The organism is Faecalibacterium sp. An58 (genome assembly GCF_002161515.1).
GTDB classification, from domain to species: Bacteria; Bacillota; Clostridia; order Oscillospirales; family Ruminococcaceae; genus Faecalibacterium; species Faecalibacterium avium.
In genome coordinates, this window is sequence record NZ_NFHX01000014.1 from 18,647 (window position 1) to 36,527 (window position 17,881).

A 17,881-nucleotide genomic window follows, 5' to 3' on the forward strand; every position below is an offset into this window, starting at 1 on the left:
CGAAATGGATACTGAAAAAGTCATCGTGCGGGACAACGACTACGTCCTGCACACTTATAAGCGCAACCCCATCGTCATCGAGCGGGGCCACGGGATGCACGCCTACGGCCCGGAGGGCCAGGATTATCTGGACTTCACCAGCGGCATCGGGGTGAACAGCCTGGGTTACTGCGACCTGGACTGGGCCGACGCTGTGGCGCGGCAGGCCCACAAATTGCAGCACACTTCCAACCTGTACTACACCGCCCCCTGCTCCAAGCTGGCCAAGCGCCTGTGCCGCCGCACCGGCATGAACAAGGTGTTCTTTGGCAACTCGGGGGCCGAGGCCAACGAGGGCGCCATCAAGGCTGCGCGCAAATACAGCTTTGACCGCTACGGCGCCGGCCGGGACCAGATCATCACCCTGAAGAACAGCTTCCATGGCCGCACCCTGGCCACCCTGACCGCCACCGGCCAGAACGGGTTCCATCAGTTCTTCGGACCCTTCAACGACGGCTTCCTCTATGCGGCCGCCGGGGACCTGGACGCCCTGACCAAGCTGGTGAACGAGCACACCTGCGCCATCATGCTGGAGCTGATCCAGGGTGAGGGGGGCGTGGTGCCCCTGGATCCCGCCTTTGTGCTGGGGGTGCGTTCTCTGTGCGACGACAGAGACCTGGTGCTGATCGTGGACGAAGTGCAGACCGGCGTGGGCCGCACCGGCACCTTCCTGGCCTGTGAGCAGTACAACCTGCGCCCCGACATTGTCACTCTGGCCAAGGGCCTGGGCGGCGGCCTGCCCATCGGCGCGGTCCTGCTGAACGACCGGGTGGCGGGCTGCATGGGCCCCGGCACCCACGGTTCCACCTTCGGGGGCAACCCGGTGGTCTGCGCCGGCGCCAACGTGGTGCTGGACCGGCTGAGCGACAGCTTCCTGGCGGGGGTGCGCCAGCACGGCGAACAGCTGCGGGAGGGCCTGGAAAAGCTCCCCCACGTCACCGCCGTGGATGGCATGGGCCTGATGCTGGGGGTGCAGTTTGAGGAGGGCATCACCGCCCAGGCCGTTCTGGACGCCTGCCGGGAGCGGGGCCTGCTGGTGCTGACCGCCAAGACCCGGATGCGGCTGCTGCCTCCCCTGATCGTCACCGCCCACGACATCGAGCGGGCCCTGACCATCCTGGACGAGGTGCTGTGCAGCATGGCCCCGGCCCAACGCTGAGGGGAGGGGCCTATGAACCATCTGCTGAAGATGAGCGACCTGACCCAGCAGGAGCTGTACCACATCCTGGATGTGGCCGCCCAGCTGAAAGCCGCCCAGAAAGCCGGGGGCACCCCGCCCCTGCTGGCCGGCAAAAGCGTGGCTCTGATGTTTTCCAAGGCTTCCACCCGCACCCGCACCAGCTTTGAGGTGGGCGTATACCAGCTGGGGGGCCTGGGCAACTACATGAACGCCGCCACCGAGCTGCAGGCCAGCCGGGGCGAGCCTTTGCGGGACACCGCACGGGTACTGGGCCGCTATTACGACTGCGTGGTCTGGCGCACCTACCGCCAGCGCGACCTGGAGGAGCTGGCCGAGTATGCCGGGGTGCCGGTGATCAACGGCCTGACCGACTATGCCCATCCCTGCCAGGTGCTGGCCGACCTGATGACCATTCGGGAGCGGCGCGGCTCTTTGCAGGGGCAGAAGCTGTGTTTTGTGGGAGACGGCAACAACATGGCCAACAGCCTGATCGTAGGCGGTCTGCTGGCGGGGATGCAGGTGACCTGCGTCTGCCCGCCCGCTTACCGTCCGGCGGCGGATGTCCTGATGTTCGCCCACAAATACGGCGCCGGCTTCCAGCTGCTCCACGATCCCAAAGAAGGGGTACGGGATGCCGACGTGGTGGTGACCGCCGTGTGGAACAACGGCGAGGGCGAGACAGAGCGCCGGATGCGGGACTTTCTGGGCTACCAGCTGACCGGCAGCCTGCTGGCCGGGGCCAAGCCCGACCACATGGTGCTGCACTGCCTGCCCGCCCACCGGGGCGAGGAGATCTCCAACGCGGTCTTTGAGGACCACGCCAGCGAGATCTTTGACGAAGCCGAAAACCGCCTCCATGTCCAAAAGGCAGTCCTGGCCATCCTCCTGGCCGGCCTGTGAGATAAAAATACAAAGAAAACCCGTCCCGGCAGTTGACGCCAGGGCGGGTTTTTGCTATAATAATAGGGCTGTAAAACATATCTGGAGCAGTACTCAAGTGGTCGAAGAGGCGTGACTCGAAATCTCGTAGGCCGGGCGACCGGCGCCAGGGTTCAAATCCCTGCTGCTCCGCCAAACCGAGGGGACAGGTGAATTTTGATTCATCTGTCCCCTTCTTTTTTTGCCGGCGCACCGCCCAAGATTTGCACCCAGTGCAAAGGCCGCCTCATCAGGAGGCATCCCCCAGATCGAGGCTGGCGGCCATCGCCTGCGCGGAGGAGAGCTTGGAACTGTAATCCAGATGCGCATAGATGTTGGCGGTAGTGGAGAAATCGCTGTGACCCAGCCATTCCTGAATCTGCTTCATGGGAACGCCATTGGACAGAAGCAGGCTGGCGCAGGAGTGGCGGAGGTCATGGAAGCGAATGGGGCGCATCCCGTTGGCTTTGAGGAATTTTGGGAATGCCTCTGAGATGTAGTTGGGGCGGAAGATGTTGCCTACCTCATCTACGCAAAGATAGCCGAGATACTCTTTGTTGTAGCACCGACCGCACAGTTTCCGGTAGGTTTCCTGCCGACCTTTGAGTTCCAGCAGACGGTCCCGAATCTGCGGGACCAGAGGCAGGGTGCGGAGGCTGGATTTGTTCTTGGCCCGGTCAGCCTGAACAATCACTTTCTTTCCGTCCAGATACGCCTGGGTCAAAATATGCCGGATCTCCAGTGTGTTGGCTTCAAAATCAATGGCGTCCCATTTCAGACCCAGGACTTCGCTTCGGCGCAGCCCGTAAAAGGCTCCCATCAGAACCGGGATTTCCAGCTTCGTTCCGTGGACCGCTTCCAAAAGAAGATTGATCTCCTCTGCGCTGTAAAAGTTCCCCCGGAACTCGTTTTTCTTGGGACGCTCGACCTTATCTGCCGGGTTGGCAGGAATCAGGTCGATTTTAACTGCGTATTTCAAAGCCTTGTGGATGGCCGCATGATAGTGAATCACCGAGTTGGCGCAGACCCGCTCCAACTGCTTTGTGTAAAACTCCTGTAAGTCAACTGCTTTCAAATCCACCAACCGGATGCCTTTCTTTCGGAAGTAGGGCGCGATCACATTCTGAATCATAGTCTGGTAGCTTGCATAAGTAGTGAGCTGAACAGAGTTCTTGGCGATCTCCAGCCATTTCACCAGAAAGTCTGAAAAAAGGATCTGGTCATCCAGCTTGACTTCTGCCTGTTCCTGCGGTGGAACAAAGGTCCGCCGCCGTTCCAGAAGAAGTGCTTCGGCCTTCTTCTTGTTTTTCTTGACAGGCAGGCCAGTGGATTCCCATTTTACCTTTCTTTTGCCGTTGCTGTCTTTATAGCTTAAGACGATATAAAAGATGCCGTATTTTTCTTGCAGATGTCCTGCTACCATGAGTGGTCCTCCTTTCAATCTACCCCACGAGTCAGGCTTCTGCTGCTGACATCTTTAGTATAGCCAGCAGCCGGAAAGATGACAAGGATGTCATGCCTGCACTATGCTGGGGTCAAATTGAATTAAGTAGGCTACCAAATGCGCTTTGGGAATCCGGTAAGAGCGGCCGATCTTTAGATTCTGGATTTGTCCATCCTTCAAAAGCCGATACCCGGTTTTGGTGCTGATTTTCAAAATCTCGCACATCTGCTCAATGTTCAGCACATCCGGGTAGCCTTGCAGCATAACGCGATAAGCCTCTCGATGCGTCATCATAAAAGCGTCCTCATACTTTATTAGAAGATAAATTCATTCCCAAGCTGATTTTCAACGCCGTTTCAATCCGCTCCATTTCCTCGCTGCTAGTCTGACCGGCAAACCGCTGCACACGGCGTTTGTCAATGGTGAAGATTTGCTCCAGCTGTACGATAGACGGGACTTTCAGCCCCGGATTTTGCTCAAGCAAAACGTGAGTCGGCAGGTTTAGCTTCTTATCCACCTTGGATGTAAGGGTAGCAATAATGAGCGTGGACGAATGCTTGTTGCCCATATCATTCTGCAGCACCACCACCGGCCGCTCCCCGCCTTGCTCCGAGCCAACATGGGGTTCCATATTGGCGTAGTAGATGTCTCCCCGTATATATCGCCAGTTTTTAGGAATCAAGCAACATACCCCCTTTGTATATTTTTATGTAAGACGCTGCCCACAGCCTGCGGGCAGCGTCCGCTCAAAGGGTAAAAGCAAGAATTTAGAACTTCATGGGCAGCACTTTCTTTTTGCTGCTCCCGTTGTAAATGCAGTAGACCTGATAGAGATACTTCTTGTACCCGGCCATGTTGACACCCATGGCCCGGCCTTCCCGGTAGATGGTCAGCGGGTCGGTCTTATGCAGACGGCTAATAAGGCGACGGGAGTCGTACTCGTCATGGTACAGTTCAATAAAGCGGATCACGCCCTGGACTGTCTCAGAGCGGAGGGATTCAGGGTCGCCATTCCTCTTGCGCTTAGCCGGTTTTTACGGCGCGGGATGGCACCCGCTTGCAAAAACCGGAGCGCTGCGCCAGCTTCGCCTCCCTGTTTCATCCACCGGATGCGGTCGGCTCAGCTGCCAGGCGGCCACGATCATAGACAGGGCCTCTTTATAAAGGTCGGCTCCCACCCGCTTGAACTCCTCGAATGCAGTGCCGATGCAGCCAAGACGATACTTTCCGCGGCGCTGAGCATAGTCCAGCTTCAACCCCACCGATTCCGTGGCCTTCAGGAAGGCCATACATTCCGGGTCGCCGCCGTAGATCATGGCGCGCATTTTATCGCCGGGTGTCAGCCTGGCAGATTCGCCGGTCTGCTGGGCAAAGAGCAGGGCTTCTTCGCTCTCGGTCATGCCTGTGTACACGATGCAGCGGACCATCAAATCCTTGCCGCCATTGAGCAACTTGAGGACTGCGATGGTGTGCTGGCCGTCGAACACATAGTAGCGGCCGCTGCGGTAGCTGACCTTGGGCGGGTTGAGCAGCCGGGGGTCAAACGCTGCTGCGATCTTGCGCACCCGGTGGATGTTCAGCTCCCGCTGGTAGCTGCCACGGGGGACTTCCAGAAACTTGCTGTTGATCATCATTTCCTGATAGGCGCTGGTGCGGCTTGTTCTCATGTAGTCCTCCTCATTTTTTGCAGGTAGTGGATGCCCTTTTCTGTAAGCTGTTGAATGCTGTCCCGGCAGGCGCTGCGATGTTCCTTGTTGTTTTCCAGGCAGGTGTCCCAGCGAAAAATCATGGTGTCCAGGGCGTCTTCCAGTTCTGCGCAGATATCGTCTGCGTCGATTTCCCCGTTGGACTGCAACATGTTGGCTGAGATATCCCGGATGGCTTGCAAGGTCTCGGCGGCGCTGCGCCTGGGCTTCGGCTTTTCTTCTTGCTTTTCGGTTTCTTTTGCCTGCCGGAGCTGCTGGACCAGAGCGGGTCGCTCCTCTGTCGGGGCCTTGGCAATGGCTGCCACGGCTTTCTCTGTAGGCTTGATGTTGCCGGTCAGGATTTCCTGTTTGATGCCTGGCGCAACTTTTTCAGCGGCGTCTACACCTTTGGCAAAATGCTCTGCACGTCTTACATAACTACCGCTGAGATTATTTTCCCTAGCAATGCGTTCAGCAGTACGTTCCGGTTTATAGGTGTGTTCATTTTGAACACACCTACTTTTGTCTAATGAAGTGAGCCGATTGCCGTTATAGTTTGAAGAACACTTTTCCGCTTCATATTGCAGCCCAATTAGATACTTGAACTGCTGCGGCGTTAGATTACGCCGGCCCAGCTGGTTCTTGCAGATCCATGCAATCGCCGCATACCGGTCAGAGAACTGCTTCTCGTAGGTAGTGAACTGAATTTCGGGGTGCTTCTGAAGGATACGATAGCGGTTGTGACCGTCTACGATCACCCCATCCCAGACAATGAGCGGGTTGATGACCACTCCGTCTGCCAGAATGTTTTCCTCAAGCTGTTTCAGCTCTTCCTCCCGAAGCGGTGGAATCTTGCCCTCAAACTCGGGGTCAATGGTTAGATGCAGGGACATAGGTTCTTACCTTTCGATGGGTGGTGTCTCGGTGAGCCGTAGCAGGCTGGACATAATAGTCAAAACCATAGCGGCTCTGGCAGTAAGTACAGATATCCTTGGTCTGCTGGTGAACGTCTGCCCGGCGCAGAAATGCTTTCTTGGCATCCTGAAACGCGTGCAGACAGACCGGACACAGGGTCATGAGGGATGCCGGATCGACTTTGTATACATAGTTACGGCTCATAGATTTTCCTCCTTTTATAGGTATGTAAAAGCCCACCGTCTGGGATTCTGCACTCCTGGGCGGTGGGCTGAAATCTTGTTTGGTTCCCTCCCCTATTTGTCCTCGACGCCCCGGGGAGGGTTGGGAACCCTCTGGCGGCGGATTTGCACCGCTCCATCGGCCTTTCGGCCGCCCCGCCTTCTTTGTGGCCGGGCCGCGAGTTACGGAAGTGTCATTATCTGGAAGTACCAGAAGGCTGCTTATTCACTTTTCAAGGTCCGCTGGCTTCGGGCTTGTCCCTCCGTTTGGGGGATGCCCTTGCTGTGACTCTATGATACCTTAGATTTTTCCATTGCGGGAGTGACTCGTAGTACACCTTTTAGTGTACTCTTAGTACACCTCTTACAGCATGCGCTTTGCTTGTTCAATAATTTCTATTGCTCCTGCAAGTTTCTCTTTGGCAGCATCTGTTTGTGACTTTTTACCCAAGATCAGAAAATCCAATGAAACATCATATGTAAGGGCAATTTGAGCCATCAAATCGAGCGAGCAGGCACGGCGACCACGTTCAATGGACTTCAGATGGTCAAGGCTGATGTTCAGCTGATCTGCAAATTGCATTTGTGTATAATGTAAATCCTCTCTCATAGCCCGAATTCTAATTCCACATTCCATAATGTCAAAGCGCATAGGGTTATCCTCCAGATTTTGACGCGTGTATAGACGTGCAAAATCTGGAGGTCAGGGGTATTTGGCGATGTACGTTTCCCAGTGTTGGCGCATCTGTCACTCCCGTGGGGCGACGGAAGCGACAACCAGAAAGCAAATAAAAAGGCCGGCAGACAGCCGCAATTTCCCTAACCTAAGGAAATCGCTTCCGTCTGCCGGCTCGTCCGGCCTATAGCCGGTTCAGTCCTATCGAACAAACTTTTGACTCCTGAATTCTGTTCCTAAGGGCTTGTACCCAGTTCAACAGCAGCTACAGTATGTCTCATTCCATATTCAGTTTTATGTATAATGAAGGGCTAGTTCTTAACCTAGATCTTCAAAATAGAATCCTGCGTGGGTTACTGTCACCTTGTTCCGTTCCATTTCAATCACCCAGTGCCGCCCGCATTTAGGGCATTGATGGTAGCCCATAACAATGATTCTTCCGCACATAAGCCGTGTGCCGCACTTTGGGCAGTTGGAAATATTCAAATCCATTCGTTGGTCCGAAGTCATAAGTGCCCCCTTTTCTTGATTTGTTCTTACTATCGTAAATTAGTGATAATTGTACCTAAAATCCCAATTTACATCTCATCCCCACTGGGCGAAAGTCTCGAGCTTTCTTGATGGAGAAGGTCCCTAATCAGGTAACAGCCACCGGCAGCATATAGCCAGTGGAATCAATGGAATCAAATGTAGTAGTCACTTCTACATAGATACGCGCAGTATGAGGACAGGCTTCTCCCATATCATGATCCGCCATCCATGTCACCTCCCAAGTCACAGTCTTTATCTTGGTATTATGACATCACGTCTCCATTATATTGTCAATATTACATATACAACAACTTTTTGTTTTATCCATTGTCTAGTTTCTCTAAGTCTAAATTGCTCCCCTCTCCCATTTTCCAAAGATGTGTGGTATAATGACAAAAAATTATTCTTCTTTTTCTTCAAATCAAGGCAACTCGCCCAATGATGAATCTCTCCTATGGAATCTTTGATCTGGTGGCCCAGAGCTGCCCCCTCTTTTTCTATAATTTCCCTGTCTGCCAGAGACCCGGGCCTGCCTTTCAGGCAGGGTCTGGTTTTGTGCGGTCTTTTCGCGCCCTGCGCCCTCCCCTGTCCATGTGACGGGGCGGCGTGGGGCGCTTTTTGTTTTTCTGAAAGGAGTCAACAAGTATGGAATTAAAATATACCTGCCCCGGCTGTGGGACCCCTTTGGGCTATGACGGATTATGCTGGAAGTGCAAGTGCGAACAGGATCGGAATGCGGCGCTCGCATGGACACCGGAACAAATCGCAGAGAAGCAAATAAATCTGATTCAGAATATCCAGCGTCTGGCGGATATGGAGGACCCGGAACTAACCGACTTCTGGCAGCTGCTGAGCTACCAGGACGCCATCACCACGGAAATCCAGCGGGCGGCACTGGCCGCAGAGGTGTTTTCTCCCTGTGAGCTCTACTACCACGCGCCGGAAGATGTGCGGGACGCTTTAGTTGCTGCCCTGCTAAAAGCGGAGTATTCTCGGAATGCCGCTGACCTGATGAGTTGCCTTGCTATGCAGGGGGATGACAAAGCAATGGAGACTCTGCTGGAGCTGGAACGAAATCCCCGGCCCTGGCGCAAGGGCCTCTATGTAGACCCATCCAGCTATGCGCAGATCGGCGGCTGGACCTTTGACAAGAAAGGCCACCGGATGCAGCTCAACTTCAACACCTGTTATCCCATGGTCAAGGGCGCGCCCGGCGAGGTATCCCCTGTCCGCATCGGCCGACCACGGGAGGACATCTGCCCCCACTGCGGCGGGCGGATGGTGGACATGCTGGTGCTGGACGGCCGGGATGAGCGGCTGAGGTTCCTGGGGCTGGACGGCATCCTGACCGCCGCCTGCTGCCCCAACTGCGTGGACTTCCTGAAGGGCCCTGCCCTCAACCGATTTTCTTTGGACGGCGGCGTGGAGGTCCTTTCCTCTGAGCTCTTTGACGGGGCAGAGAAGATGGATTGCTATGTCAGTCCCGAGGACTACAAGGCCCTCACTGAAAATCCCTTTGTGCTGGGCAGGGCGCCTGTGCCCCTGTTTTACGGCTGCGCCAGCGAGGATGTGAACACCATCGGCGGCTTTGGCAACTGGGTGCAGGACGCGGAGTATACTGCCTGCCCCCACTGTGGAAAACCCATGAAATACCTGGCCCAGATCCAGTGGGATACGGTATTCGACTGCGCGGAGGGCACTCTTTACATCGAGTTCTGCCCGGACTGCCAAATCGTATCCATGCAGCACCAGCAGACCTGAGAGGAGAACCGATATGAGTTTACCGAAACGAGATGGCGTACATGGCCGCTATTATCTGATCCACAAACCAGATACAGACCCCGAAGTGCTGGCACACGCCGATCGGTGCATTCAGGATGTGCTGGATGGAACCGCCAAAGAAAACCATTCCGGCTTCCCGGTGGTCGTTCGGAACCAAAGCGAGACCTCCTTCCTTCCCAGCCAGCTGCTGGAGCGGTATCTGTCCAAACTGCCCTTGAAGGGCTTTCCCTATGAGGAGGCGGTAGCCTTCTGCGACGCCCTGCGGCGTCTGGTGGGCTGGAAGGAGATCGATCACACACTGGGACAATACATCAAACACCAGGTGCAGGAACGGTATTTTCAGGTTGGCGAAAAAGAGGATTGCTTTTCAGCTTTCCCGCCCTGCACCGTGCGACCCAAACTGCGGCCGGAGGATGTGGACGAAGGCCTGCTGCGCTTTGCCTGCTATGTGGCGGTCTGTTATACCGTGTATGGGCTGAGCTTTGAGTACCTCACCACTGAGCATATCCTCGGCCTGGTTTCCCAGCTCCGCCCCGACATGGTAAAGGAGCTGAAAACGGGCGGCAGCGGCAAACTGCCGCCCAACATCCAAAAGCGGAAAACGAAACACCTGACCGCCTCGGCCAACGACGCCTTTGCCACCATCCGCATCACCGCCAGGGACTGCACCGAGGGGTGCTGCGACGAGGCATTGAGCTATCTAGTTGAGGTGCTGGAGCAGCCGGAGTTCCCCCGTAGCTACTCCATCGAGTTTCGCGGGCCGGAGAAGATTTACCTGCCCATTCCCGGCCTGCCCAAGAAGGGCGTCAACCAGCTGTTTGCCTGCGCGGTGCGGTACCCGCGCCTCCATGTCCGAATGGAGAATTATGCCCGGCTTGCCATGCAGGAGGATGAGGTGTACCAAAACCTCTCCGATGAGATCTGCGCCCTGCCTGGCACCTTCGCCGTGTTCGCTCTGGGGCTGGAGGGGCCAAAGTGGTGGGGGCTGGTGTGCGACTACCTGGACCGCTGTGATGACGAGCACTCCTCTTTACAGGAGAAGTTCCTGCATGTCCTGTTCAAAAAGTTCGGCTTTACCGCCCAGTCCCTGCCGGTGCTGGTCCACGGCGTCCAGTCTATGCAGAATCTGAGGCCCGCAAAGGAGTTCCGCACCTTGATCGCCAATGGGGAGAGCCTGGACGCCCTGCTGGAGATCAAGGGGCATCTGGAGGACTACCTGCCCGAGGAAGGGGCGCATGATCAGCGGGCGCAGGACTACCTCTGGCGGGAGGTGCTCTGGGCCATCTGGGGCTCGGCCTCCGAAAATAGCGGCGGCAGGGTCCTCAAGGCCGCACCAGAGGAGCTGAAAGAGAAATACCGTCATGTATTTGCGTAAGGAGGAGACCATGAAAAAGAGAACGGCAAAGGACTTTATCGCCCTGTATGCCCCGGAGGACGAGGATATGACAAGGATTATCCCTTTGCCGCCTTCATCACCAACCTGGGCAAGTACAACGAGGGCGACCTGGTGGGCGAATGGGTGAAGTTCCCCACCACGCCAGAGGAGATGCAGAAGGTGTTTGAACGGATCGGCATTGGGCAGAAGGATGACTTCGGCCAGCCCTATGAGGAGTGGTTCATCACTGACTATGACTGCTATGTGGACGGCCTCTACGACAAGCTGGGCGAGTATGAGAGCCTGGATGAGCTCAATTACCTGGCCTCCAAGCTGGACGAGATGAGCCAGGGCGAGTACGAACAGTTCCAGGCGGCGATGGAAATCGGCGACCACTCGGGCAGTTTGCAGGAGATCATCAACCTGACCGAGAACCTGGACTGCTACGACATTTACCCCGACATCCACGACCACGACGACCTGGGCCGGTATTACATCGAGGAGCTGGACGCCATGCAGGTGCCGGAGCACCTGCGGAACTACATCGACTATGAGGCCTACGGCCGGGACGTCGCCCTGGAGGAGGGCGGCGAGTTCACCGACCTGGGGTATGTGCGGGACACCGGGAGCAGCTTCCATGAGTATTACGATGGGGAGCATGGCAGCATCCCGGAGGAATACCGGGTGATGACCTTCCAGGACGCGGAGGAGCTGACCGAGGAGGAAAAATCCGAATGGGCGATGGACATCGCCTACGATATGGACGAGTTCTTCCGCCAGCACGACCCGCAGTATGCCGCCGAGCACCCGGAGGAGCACGCGGCCAAGGAGGAGATCTACGAAAATCTGATGGCCGGCCGCATTTCCGCCCTGGATGAGAAGCTGGCCGCCCTGGGGCAGACCCAGGAGGACTATCTCCCTTCGGAGATTGAGAAATTCAAAGACGCCACCGGCTATGAGGAATTTCTTGACTTTGATCCGGCTGTAATCAAAGCGGCATTGGAGGACCCGGACAAGTCCCATGTGGACGAGATGCTGGCCTTTGCGGAGCAGGCGGGCCGGGAGTATGAGGCGGAGCTGGCCGGACAGACCCCGGCGCCCTCCCCGGATGACCGGGAGACCGGCGAAACGGTGCGGACTCCCAAGGGCACCTTCTATGTGACGGATATGAGCCGGGAGCAGATGGAGGCGGCCGGGTACGGCCTGCACCATCAGTCTGACGATGGGAAGTATCTCGTCATGGGCAACGGTTCCCGCTCCTTCGCTATCCGAAACGAGGAGGTCCAGGAACATATCACCCCGGAAAAGATGACCGTCCTGGTGGTGGAGCCCATGAAGAAGCCCTATGTGAAGGAGATCGACCCCGGCCTCCATTCGTTACAGGCGGAAGTGGGCGGCGACATTGCCACCGCCTATCCCTTCTCCGACCCGGTGGGGCTGGTCTGCAACGATGAGGGCAAGCTCATCGGCCTGGAGCTGAACCGGGGCCTGCGGGATGAGCATGGAGAGATTTACGACATCATGGCCGGCACCTTCCTGGTGGTGGGGCTGAGTGAGGACAGCTTCACCTCCCTGACCCCGGAGCAGGTGCAGAAGTACACGGAGCACTTCAAGCAGCCGGAGCAGTTCATCAGCCTGAACGGGCAGATCATCGCCCTGCCAGCGGAGCCGGAGAACCCGCTCCGCACCGCCGAGATGACCCTGGAGGACGACTACGGGATGATCGACGGGGTGCTGAACAACGGCCGCAAAGGTGAGGAGCAGGAGAAGGCCCAGGGCGAAGCGCATAGGGGCGCCCCGGAGAAGCGCCCTTCCATCCGGGAGCGGCTGGCGGAGGCCAAACGGGAGTGCGGCGAGCGCAAGCCCCCGGACAGGGCCCAGCAGAAGAAGCCCCCGGAGCATGACCTATGAGCCGGAGCAAGAAGTGGCGGCTGGAATGGGCTTTCTTCCTGGGGGAGAACGGCCGCCGCAAGTACAACAAGGTCTGCAAGGGCTGTGTCCATCCCTGCAAGCAGAGCTTCCGGGCAGTTCTTATCTCCTGCCCCCATTACCAGTCCACACGCTCGAAAAAGTGCAGAGATAGGGGTTGAAAATAGGACGGGAAATCGCCTGTGGCGGCTTTTTCGGGAGTAGCCTTTATGATTACCATGTGGGCGTGCCCCTCCGATTTGAGGGGTGCAAAGCCCCGGTTTTGAACACTTTTTCATAGCAGAGCGGGAGCGCCGCCTTCGGTTTAGGCCGAGGGTGACGCTCCCGCTTCTTTTTTTGTTCTCTCTTTTTCTTTCAATCAGGATCGGACAGGAAGGATGTTCGCAGCAGCAGGCGCTGTGGGAATGTGTGTAAACGACCATGTCTGCGGAGCTGTGGGAAACAATGTTTGCGGGCTGTGGGAAAGCCGGCGGCTTTTCCATCGGGCCGTAAATATCCGTTTTCCATCGGTGGAGCGGCTGTTTTCCACATTTCCATAGCGCAAAATGGTCAGAGAACGCTCTTGTCTGTTGCGTTTCCGTGTAGGAAGATGTATAATGAACATGGTTAGTTTTTGCTAACCTAAATTTCAACTTCTGGAGGCAGTTATGGGGATATGGAAGGCTTTTTTCAATAATACCCGCAAGCCGGAAGGTTTGCTGGGCAAGTGTATGGTGGGCAGTATGAACCATGCCCATGCCGCCCTCGCGGATTGGGGCCTTAGTCATTTGCCGGAAACAGGTCCGGCCAAGATTGCGGAGCTGGGCTGCGGCGGCGGTCGGAACATTCGTGCGCTTCTGCGAAAATATCCGGCTGCGACTATTACTGCTCTGGACTATTCAGAAATAGCCGTGGAAAAGGCCAAGAGTGTGAACCGCGAGGGTCTGCAAGCCGGCCGCTGCCAGATTTTGCAGGGAGATGTATCCCGCCTCCCCTTTGGGGATGGTTCGTTTGATCTGGCGACCGCATTTGAAACCGTATATTTCTGGCCTGGCCCGGTGGAGAGTTTCCGGGAGGTGTACCGCACCCTGCAACCGGGCGGCATTTTTTTAATCGTCAATGAGTCGGACGGGGAAAACTCCCAGGACAACAAATGGCTTTCTGTCATTGATGGGATGAGAATCTACAATGGAGACCAGCTTGCCCGTTTTCTCACCGAGGCTGGTTTTTCTAAGGTCATCATGGATAAAGACGCCAAAAAGCACTGGCTCTGTGCGCTGGCGATCCGGTAGAATACGGGGCAAATCCATAACAGAGAGTTCCTTATGAAAAACGCAGTAGGGCAGGAGAATTTCCATGAACTGGACGCGCACCATCCTGGACGGGCTTGCCATGGCGGCCTACTTTAACCTATTTGCCGCTACGGTGGCGCTGTATCAGCCCCGGCTTATGTTTCCCAGCTATCCGCCCGCCATCATCAAGGCGGCGAACAGGCCGCCTACCAGAGAGGAAAACCGTTTTTACTGGCTTTGGATCTGCTTTGGAGAGCTGCTGCCTCTCCTTCTTTATGGTGCGGTCAGCGCTGTGGAGGGCGGGACAACCGGATTCTGGCGTCTATCCCTGATGGGATACATCCAGTGGATGATGATCAACATAGGCGATCTTCTTTTTCTGGATGTGTGGCTGATCCAGAAAAAAGCGAAAGACCGTTTTGTGATCCCTGGTACAGAGGGACATCCCGGCTATGAGTTCACAGACTGGATGAAGGGCTATGCGCTGCCAGAGCACCTGCTCCAATGGCCGCTGCTGCTGTGCCCGCTCATGGCGGCGGCTCAGGCGGGATTGGGGCTGTTATTGCAAAAGATAGGATAGGAGATGGTTCAAATGAAACAACATCAAAAGCAACAAAAAATAATCCGACTCGGCACCCACGGCGAGGACTACGGAAGCTGGATGTCTAACCCGGTTTTTTACATGATCGGTGGGCTGTTGACCCTGTCGGCGGTGCTGGCAGCGCTATCCTTTTCCATGTTTCATATTGCCGCGCTCGGCATCCTGTTCTCTGTTGCCGCAGCGGCGCTGCTTGCCCTGCTGATCTGGTGTGCATGGATACGGAAACAGTACGCTTTCGGCGGCGGAGGAATGATGGAGCGGGTCCATCAGGTCGTCCTCTCCCATCTGGATTTTGACGGGCAGGGACAACTTCTGGAGGTTGGATGCGGCTCCGGCGCACTGAGCATACGGGCGGCTCTCACCTGGCCGGACGCCCAAATCACCGGCATGGACTATTGGGGTGTGGCCTACGGCTATGGTCAGGCCATATGCGAGAAAAATGCCGAGAGCGAGGGCGTCGGCTTCAGGTGTGCGTTCCGGCACGGGGATGCCAACAAGCTGGACTTCCCGGACAAGAGTTTCGACGCCGTGGTGAGCAACTATGTCTATCACAACATCATGGGTTCGGATAAACGGGCGCTGCTGCTGGAGACCCTGCGGGTGCTGAAAAAGGGCGGCGTGTTCGCCATCAACGACAACATGAAGCCCAGTGCCTACGGGGACATGGAGGCCTTCGCCCAGGAGCTGCGGGACATGGGCTATTCGGATGTGCGGCTCATCGACACAGCCCAGGAGGCTTTCGGTTCCCGCCGGCGGGCGGCCATGATGATGCTGGGCGACTCCCGGATGCTGGCGGGGCGCAAATAATCGGGAGATGGAAGATGGTTCAAATGCTGCTGGCAGAGGGTATGCTCCTGTGTTCCTTGTTTTGGGCTTTTTGCTGGCTGGGCACCGGGAGCGACGAGAAAAACATCCGTAATTTTTCTACTTACCCGGACGAGGTACAGAAGATTGTGAAAGCCCGCCCGGAGCTATCAGGAAATATTCGGCAGCGAGGTCCTGCGGCCATCTTCGCTGGAAATCTGCTTTTGTTTACTGCGCTCCTGTTTGCGATGGGGCTTCTCACCCGGCAGGAATATTTTGCAGGCAACTTTTTGAACACTCTGCTTTTAGGACAGGCGCTGAATCTGTTTGATTTTTTGGTGATCGACCTGCTTTGGTGGCGGCACACAAAACGGGTGCGGTTTTCCGGCACCGAGGAAAGTCCGGAATTATATGCGGACCCCCGCAAACACTTTTACGCTTTCCTGCGGGGAGTTCTTCTGTTTTTGGCTGTTGCTTTAATCAACGGGTATCTGCTCACCTGGATCTGAAAGGAGGAGTTCCATGACACTTGCAGAATTTCGCCGGGTTTATCCAACCGCTGCCTTCACGGTCAGCAGCGGGAAACTCTTTACCTATCGCTACTATCAAAATCCCCAGGCCAAAGCCACGCTGGTCCTGCTCACGGGCGGCATTGGGCTGTCCGACCTGTTTTATAAGCACTTTGCCCGGTTCGCCAGGGATTTTTCGGTGCTGACCTTTGACTATCAGCTCCAGTTCGGGGACAACGGCGAGTTTGCCGATGCCGTGGCTGAACTACTCCGCCACCTGAAGGAAAAGGTCTGGCTGGTGGGACAGTCCCTGGGCGGCGTAGTGGCCCAGGTCATCGCCTCCCGCCACCCGGAAGTGGTGGAGGGGCTGGTTCTCTCCAACACCTGCTCGCTGTCCGGCAACATGAGCAAGGCCGGGTATCAGGATCTGATGAAGATAATCGAAAGCCAGCGGAAGTTCAAAAAATGGCTTGCCTTCCTGCCGTTTCCGCTCATCAAGCGGATGATGAGATGGGCGGTGATGAAAAAGAAAACCGATGGCTTTACAGCCCAGGAAAAGGCCGCTATGGAGGAACTGTGCGGCGCTATGATGGAACTGCTCACCAAGCCCTATGAACAGCACATGATTGACTTTCTCTGTGACGCAGAACACTACTTTGGCATGACCCGCAATGATTTTGCCCCGTGGGAGGGGCGGGTGCTGCTGATTTTGTCCGAGGACGACACCACCTTCACCCCGGCCTGCCGGGAGGACCTGATCGCCCTGATGCCAAGTCCCACGGTGGTCACCGACCTGACCGGCGGCCACCTGGCGCTGATGGTGCGGCTGGAACAGTATGCGGATCTGGTAACAAAATTTATTCTGGAGCGGACACCATGAGGAGAGCCGGCTGGTCAATGCCAGCCGGCTCTCTATCATTTGTCCATCTCAATATCCCACGATCAGGCGGTAGATGGTGAAGGGCACATACCATGCCGCCACCAGCAGGCGCCACACCAGGACGAAGCCGCCGATGATGCCGCCGATCACGAAGTTCAGAACAAACAGGGCGGCGCCGCCGCCCAGGGAGTCGCCGCCCGGCACGATCCACACGCACATCCGATGGATGCCGAAGGGCAGCCGCAGAGTATCCAGAGCCAGAGAAGATCCAGCTCTCCATTCCTGCCTCCCATTATACAGATAAAATCAGACCGCGCCCAGGGGCCTTTGAAAAGTCCGGCAAAGCGCACAATCCTACCTATTCCAGTTCGTGATTCCGCTGCCTCTGCGGTTCGGCTTCCCTTGGCTTTTCCAGTAGGGCCTCCACATTCTGGCGGAGGGTGTCGTACTCCCGCTCCTCCCGCTGGGCCTTCCGATATTCCGATTGCAGGGCGGTCCGCCTGGCGGTGAGCCCGTCCATCTCGGCCCGGAGCCGTTTGGTGGCGGGCAGGGGTACAGCGTCCAGGCGTTTCAGCTCTCTTGCCGCCGCCTCAAACAGGATGATTTCGCCCTCATGCCCCCGGAGGAACTTCTCCTTGTCCCTGGACTGGCGGTATTCCTCAACCATGTGGAAGTACACTGTAGAAGTCAACGGAATGATGTGCGGGATGTGCGAAGCCCATATCAACGACGCTGTGCGCAAAGCCTGCCCGGTGAAAAAGGTCCACTCCTCTCGTGCCAAATGCCAGACGGTGGTCCTCTCTGAAGCAGAGCTGGACCCGGAAACCATCGCAGCCGCCATCCGCAGCACGGGATACGAAGTTGGCGCCATCCAAAAGGAACCCTATCAAAAGAGAGGGTTCTTCGGTTTATAACCTGAAAGCGGCTTCATTCAATCCTCAGGTTGTTTATGGCAATCCGGCTATTCTCTCCATGTCGTGAATCCTAAATCAGAAAAAAGTTTCTGGGAAGGCTTGACATTCGAAGTTAGTCATATTAAACTATTGATGTTAGTTGTAGCCAACCTTCGCCCGGCTACATTCTTAGCGTTCTTTGCAACAGAGAATTCCCCTGCTGCAATC

Annotated in this window: 20 protein-coding genes, 1 tRNA gene and 1 pseudogene; 13 read left to right on the forward strand and 9 right to left on the reverse strand. The window is 56.4% G+C overall.

Features of this window, described 5'->3' with window-relative positions:
- Positions 1-4 precede the first annotated feature (4 nt).
- The 3 genes from B5G12_RS09335 (at position 5) to B5G12_RS09345 (ending at position 2,293) form a co-directional block, all read left to right on the forward strand.
- Positions 5-1,198 (forward strand): aspartate aminotransferase family protein, encoded by a 1,194-nt coding sequence (locus B5G12_RS09335; RefSeq protein WP_087324716.1) that lies wholly within the window; start codon positions 5-7, stop codon positions 1,196-1,198.
- 12 nt (positions 1,199-1,210) lie between these two features.
- Positions 1,211-2,119 (forward strand): ornithine carbamoyltransferase, encoded by a 909-nt coding sequence (argF, locus tag B5G12_RS09340; RefSeq protein ID WP_087324717.1) that lies wholly within the window; start codon positions 1,211-1,213, stop codon positions 2,117-2,119.
- Positions 2,120-2,202: 83 nt separating this feature from the next.
- A tRNA-Ser gene (locus B5G12_RS09345) sits at positions 2,203-2,293 on the forward strand.
- Positions 2,294-2,387: 94 nt separating this feature from the next.
- Here the strand turns inward: B5G12_RS09345 and B5G12_RS09350 are convergent.
- The 7 genes and pseudogenes from B5G12_RS09350 to B5G12_RS09385 all read right to left on the reverse strand — a co-directional run bounded on the left by B5G12_RS09350 (position 2,388) and on the right by B5G12_RS09385 (position 7,054).
- Entirely contained in the window at positions 2,388-3,578 is a 1,191-nt protein-coding gene (locus B5G12_RS09350; protein ID WP_242955997.1) for a tyrosine-type recombinase/integrase, read from the reverse strand.
- 72 nt (positions 3,579-3,650) lie between these two features.
- Positions 3,651-3,875: a helix-turn-helix domain-containing protein gene (locus B5G12_RS09355; RefSeq protein WP_343286632.1), complete on the reverse strand. Its 225-nt coding sequence runs from the start codon at positions 3,873-3,875 to the stop codon at positions 3,651-3,653.
- Positions 3,876-3,885: 10 nt separating this feature from the next.
- Entirely contained in the window at positions 3,886-4,263 is a 378-nt protein-coding gene (locus B5G12_RS09360) for a type II toxin-antitoxin system PemK/MazF family toxin (protein ID WP_522731433.1), read from the reverse strand.
- 85 nt (positions 4,264-4,348) lie between these two features.
- A pseudogene (locus B5G12_RS09370) lies at positions 4,349-5,248 on the reverse strand (DUF6551 family protein).
- Positions 5,245-6,159, reverse strand: a complete 915-nt coding sequence (locus B5G12_RS09375) for a ParB N-terminal domain-containing protein (RefSeq protein WP_087324722.1) — start codon at positions 6,157-6,159, stop codon at positions 5,245-5,247. Before B5G12_RS09375 ends, B5G12_RS09370 begins: the two are co-directional and overlap by 4 nt.
- The gene (locus B5G12_RS09380; protein ID WP_204245669.1) at positions 6,137-6,385 is read right to left on the reverse strand and encodes a hypothetical protein; all 249 of its coding nucleotides are present in this window, start codon (positions 6,383-6,385) and stop codon (positions 6,137-6,139) included. The genes B5G12_RS09375 and B5G12_RS09380 overlap by 23 nt, the downstream gene beginning before the upstream one ends.
- A gap of 381 nt (positions 6,386-6,766) precedes the next feature.
- On the reverse strand, positions 6,767-7,054 hold the full coding sequence (locus B5G12_RS09385) for a helix-turn-helix domain-containing protein (RefSeq protein ID WP_087324723.1): 288 nt from the start codon (positions 7,052-7,054) through the stop codon (positions 6,767-6,769).
- Positions 7,055-8,254: 1,200 nt separating this feature from the next.
- On the opposite strand from B5G12_RS09385, the gene B5G12_RS09390 reads away from it, so the two are divergent.
- The 9 genes from B5G12_RS09390 (at position 8,255) to B5G12_RS09430 (ending at position 16,760) form a co-directional block, all read left to right on the forward strand.
- The gene (locus B5G12_RS09390; RefSeq protein WP_087324724.1) at positions 8,255-9,370 is read left to right on the forward strand and encodes a hypothetical protein; all 1,116 of its coding nucleotides are present in this window, start codon (positions 8,255-8,257) and stop codon (positions 9,368-9,370) included.
- A gap of 13 nt (positions 9,371-9,383) precedes the next feature.
- On the forward strand, positions 9,384-10,766 hold the full coding sequence (locus B5G12_RS09395) for a DUF6138 family protein (RefSeq protein WP_087324725.1): 1,383 nt from the start codon (positions 9,384-9,386) through the stop codon (positions 10,764-10,766).
- A gap of 96 nt (positions 10,767-10,862) precedes the next feature.
- Positions 10,863-12,677, forward strand: coding sequence for an antirestriction protein ArdA (locus B5G12_RS09400; RefSeq protein WP_087324726.1), 1,815 nt, complete (start codon positions 10,863-10,865; stop codon positions 12,675-12,677).
- Positions 12,674-12,856 (forward strand): hypothetical protein, encoded by a 183-nt coding sequence (locus tag B5G12_RS09405; protein ID WP_087324727.1) that lies wholly within the window; start codon positions 12,674-12,676, stop codon positions 12,854-12,856. The genes B5G12_RS09400 and B5G12_RS09405 overlap by 4 nt, the downstream gene beginning before the upstream one ends.
- Positions 12,857-13,342: 486 nt before the next feature.
- Positions 13,343-13,966 (forward strand): class I SAM-dependent methyltransferase, encoded by a 624-nt coding sequence (locus B5G12_RS09410; protein WP_087324728.1) that lies wholly within the window; start codon positions 13,343-13,345, stop codon positions 13,964-13,966.
- Between the two features lie 64 nt (positions 13,967-14,030).
- Positions 14,031-14,546, forward strand: a complete 516-nt coding sequence (locus tag B5G12_RS09415) for a hypothetical protein (protein ID WP_087293325.1) — start codon at positions 14,031-14,033, stop codon at positions 14,544-14,546.
- A 12-nt stretch (positions 14,547-14,558) separates the two neighbouring features.
- Positions 14,559-15,374, forward strand: a complete 816-nt coding sequence (locus tag B5G12_RS09420; RefSeq protein ID WP_087324729.1) for a class I SAM-dependent methyltransferase — start codon at positions 14,559-14,561, stop codon at positions 15,372-15,374.
- A gap of 14 nt (positions 15,375-15,388) precedes the next feature.
- Positions 15,389-15,880 carry a hypothetical protein gene (locus B5G12_RS09425; protein WP_021661275.1) on the forward strand — a complete coding sequence of 164 codons (492 nt, stop codon included), beginning with the start codon at positions 15,389-15,391 and terminating at the stop codon, positions 15,878-15,880.
- Between the two features lie 13 nt (positions 15,881-15,893).
- Positions 15,894-16,760, forward strand: a complete 867-nt coding sequence (locus tag B5G12_RS09430) for an alpha/beta fold hydrolase (protein WP_087238580.1) — start codon at positions 15,894-15,896, stop codon at positions 16,758-16,760.
- Between the two features lie 48 nt (positions 16,761-16,808).
- On the opposite strand, the gene B5G12_RS09435 is transcribed toward B5G12_RS09430, so the two are convergent.
- Both B5G12_RS09435 and B5G12_RS09440 read right to left on the reverse strand, forming a co-directional pair.
- The gene (locus B5G12_RS09435; RefSeq protein WP_242955998.1) at positions 16,809-16,979 is read right to left on the reverse strand and encodes a DUF6050 family protein; all 171 of its coding nucleotides are present in this window, start codon (positions 16,977-16,979) and stop codon (positions 16,809-16,811) included.
- A gap of 139 nt (positions 16,980-17,118) precedes the next feature.
- Positions 17,119-17,427 (reverse strand): hypothetical protein, encoded by a 309-nt coding sequence (locus B5G12_RS09440; RefSeq protein ID WP_242955999.1) that lies wholly within the window; start codon positions 17,425-17,427, stop codon positions 17,119-17,121.
- Here B5G12_RS09440 and B5G12_RS09445 point away from each other — a divergent pair.
- A complete protein-coding gene (locus B5G12_RS09445) occupies positions 17,426-17,674 on the forward strand; it encodes a heavy-metal-associated domain-containing protein (protein WP_087324730.1) in 249 nt (82 codons plus the stop codon). The two genes, B5G12_RS09440 and B5G12_RS09445, sit on opposite strands and share 2 nt — an antisense overlap.
- Positions 17,675-17,881 lie beyond the last annotated feature (207 nt).